General features: G+C 40.4%; 1 protein-coding gene. It reads right to left on the bottom strand.

The genetic code is table 11. The annotated features are described in order from the left end of the window. Positions 1-172: 172 nt before the first annotated feature. Positions 173-1,477, bottom strand: a complete 1,305-nt coding sequence (locus tag BLS16_RS23015) for an IS4 family transposase (RefSeq protein WP_092335902.1) — start codon at positions 1,475-1,477, stop codon at positions 173-175. Positions 1,478-1,656: the final 179 nt, after the last annotated feature.

Genomic DNA, 1,656 nt, shown 5'->3' with positions numbered 1-1,656 from the left:
CAATGTCATTAAGTTAAGCTCATGAGAAACCCCAGCGGTAGAAAAGTGATACCGCTGGGGTTGTCGCATACACGGAATAACATAGAAAAACACGGGTGTTTTTGAATTTTGAGCAACACAAATGCAGATGCCCGAAAAGCATCTGTAAAAGTCCTATCACACATGTTAAATCTCAAATAATTCTGTACTGGAACCCGACTGCTGAAATCGAATTTTGATATCTAGGAAATTGTCGGCCAGGGCGTATTGGGGAAAGGTGCTTACCTATCAGTTTAAGAACTTGAACCGTTGGAATTAACTCTCTCAAAAATTGACGGCATATATTTAAAGCCACTGGAAAATTTACTCGCAAATCTTTAGGAATACTGATGTGGTGCATGATAATGGAAGAGTAATTGTATAGAATTAGTCTGGCAAAAATCTCTTGCAATATAAAATCCTTCTTTTTGCTGTGCAGACTCGCCAAACCCACAGCATATTTAAGTTCCTTAAAAGATGTCTCAATTCCCCAGCGCAGATTATAGAGCTGTTTTATTTTCTCCGGCGGAAAATCTTCGGCATTGAGATTTGTATAAACCGTTTCATACACACCATCAGCAATAGCGACGCGAACGGCACGAAAATGTAAATCATAAAACTTGGAATCTTTCGGTTTAATGAAGTCAAATGTCGTATGTGGCTGTATCCATCGATACCGATGGGGGTATGCTTTTAGAAGCGATAACGTTTCTTTGGTTTGGCGCCGGGTGAGGGTTAACGTGATTTCTTCATCGTATTCCGGGCAATTTGGTAGAGAAAGCCTTGATATAATCCCATAGGATTCTTTCGCCCGGATGATATAGTACCATGATTTCTCCTGAAAATGAGCGATATTGTTGAATGACTCATATCCACGATCCATGATTGCAATTACATTTCCACTGATTTCAGACTGGTCTACCATGGATACTAAGGCTTTATGCTCATTCATGCCTTTCTTGGGTTGCACGGATGCATCGACATAAACCTTGCCCATCAGGTCATACATAGCATCCAAATGCACAAGATTGTAACTTTTGCTATCTTCGCTGTTCCTGATGGAGGAGAATCCATCCTTTGAATTTGACGGAAGTCTCAAATCCGAACCGTCAACAGCGAGCAGCCTGTAGTCTTGTAATGAATTCTCCGATACTGCTAACCTTGTAAATTCGTGAAATAGTAGTTTCAGTGCTTCTGGACGAATTTTGTCTCTCTGTTGGACAAATGCTGAGGCGGTTGCAGTCTCTGACGAATAGCCCAGCCAATCATATAATTCTTTTGAAAGGCTATTGCCTCCCATGCCTACTAGCATAAGCAGCATAGTATGCAGTGATAATTTGCGTTCGCGTGAAAAATCTTGCCTTGGTCGTTTCACGCAAGCTGGTAAATCTGCTGTGATTGAGCGTATCGCTTGGTGCAGCGCAGTTCGTACCTGCTCTGGATATGCTTTCTTTTTCATTTTAGAAGGCCTCCTTAAAAATGTCCTCATTTTCAAGGCGAAGCCTTCAATTTTTTATTAATTTGTCAAGTGGTTTTTTACAATTGATAAATTTTATATGCCCACCTGTATGTATAAGAAAAACACAACCATCTTAATCTGGATGGTTGTGTTTTTCAGGCCTTAACTTAATGACATTG

This window comes from Desulfosporosinus hippei DSM 8344, assembly GCF_900100785.1.
GTDB classification, from domain to species: Bacteria; Bacillota; Desulfitobacteriia; order Desulfitobacteriales; family Desulfitobacteriaceae; genus Desulfosporosinus; species Desulfosporosinus hippei.
Note: the sequence above shows the minus strand (reverse complement) of the source record. Positions and strands in the feature narration are given on the sequence as shown.

Bases quoted from the DNA above. Each gene is read 5' to 3' on its own strand.
- BLS16_RS23015 (WP_092335902.1), bottom strand. From the start codon at position 1,477: ATGAAAAAGAAAGCATATCCAGAGCAGGTACGAACTGCGCTGCACCAA.